General features: G+C 61.8%; 1 protein-coding gene and 1 pseudogene. Both read right to left on the reverse strand.

All coding sequences use genetic code 11. The features are described from left to right. On the reverse strand, window positions 1-823 hold an 823-nt coding region (locus BKN05_RS12575; protein ID WP_286688795.1), incomplete at its 3' end, for a siderophore-interacting protein. Window positions 824-905: 82 nt separating this feature from the next. After that, window positions 906-1467, reverse strand: a pseudogene (locus BKN05_RS12580) (glutamine amidotransferase); the annotation flags it as partial.

Here is a 1467-nt window from a genome sequence, read left to right on the forward strand (position 1 = left end):
CCCACAGATACTCCGGCTGAAATTCCGGGTGTTGGCGGGCCAGTTCTTGTACGTGGGCAGCCAGTAGTTCCTGGTGCTGCGCATAAGGGCCCGTGACGACGTCCACGCTGGCCAGCGTATTCTGCCACTGTTGCAGCGCGGCAGTTTCAATATCCGCCTCGGTTTCAGCGAGTGCGATCACGCGGGTGGTGCGCAGTGTATCCGGGTGGAAGCGCTGGCAGTATTCCAGAATCGCCCACACCGACGGCAGTGCTGAAGGGTCCGCGATGAGTAGCTGCCTGCTACTGGGGTGGTGCCACAACCCGCGGGAAGCATAGATCGCGCATTCGTCACCTGCTTGTGCACGCAGCACCCAGTTCAATCCCGGGGCGGGGAAGGTGTGGTCGTCGGTGCTTTCTCGGCCCGTGCGTTTGCCGTGCGTGGCCACATCAAAACACGCGGTCGCATTCTCCCGGTCCAGTGCGCGGAAAGTGTACCAGCGCAGCTCTGGACGCCACGCGGAATCGCAGGAGGCAATGACGGCGCGTAGGTTCGCGCGGTCGCCGTCGGCAAGCGCGTTTTCTAAGCCGTCCAAGCTGTGCGCAGCTGTGGGCATGATCAGCCCGAAAAACTCATCAGGTCCAGTCAGGCGCAGATCCGCGAAAGCGGGGGAGTGCAGGTGCACCCGCAGGAGTTCGTCGGCAAGCACCTCCACAGACGTCACCCGGCACCGTACGAAATGGTGGCGTGCGTCGCCGGGTGGGTTGGACAGGGTGGTGTCGAGAAACTCGTGGAGTTTGTCAGAGTGCTCGGCGGTATCTTGCGAGGTATGTCCATCAGCCATGTGGTTTATCTTAGGCTAGCGTAAGAATTATTGGCCAGTGGGTAGCGTCCGCGCGCCGCGGCTATAATTTCGCGGCGTGTGCTTAGCGCAGGCGCTCGGTGCGCAGCTGCTCGATGGCCGGGATCTCCAACGGTTCCAGCTCATCCAACGTGCACCCCAATGCCATGGACAACACCAGATCCGCCAACCTCGAGTTTGCGCAGCAATATCGTCGGCTGCGCCAGCACGGGCAGCATCGGCATCGCAGTTACCAATACCAGTGGTGATAGCACCCAAAGGGTGGGCATCCGGGCCGAGCACACTGGCGCCCATGTGGTTTTCGAAACCAGTCAGCGGGGAGGCCAGGCTACTGGTGACACCGGCCTGCGTTGGTTGTGAAGCGACCTCACCAATCGCACGTTTTTGCAATGTGACGGTACGGGCATCAATTAAGCCCAGCCCCTCGACTTCCCGGCCCGCAGCGCGGAAAGTCTCGCCGACCAGCTGAAACCCAGCGCAAATAGCAAAAACTGGCGCACCAGCGCGGGCAGCTTTGTGCAGGCCGCCGTCGGCAAGCAAATGCTCTACTGCCAGGATCTGCGCGCTATCTTCGCCACCGCCCACGGTATAGGCATCAAGCTGGCTCGGCACCGGTTCGCCGAGCT

Origin of the sequence: Corynebacterium sp. S5S1, assembly GCF_001913985.1 — a bacterium.
Classification (GTDB): Bacteria; Actinomycetota; Actinomycetes; order Mycobacteriales; family Mycobacteriaceae; genus Corynebacterium; species Corynebacterium marquesiae.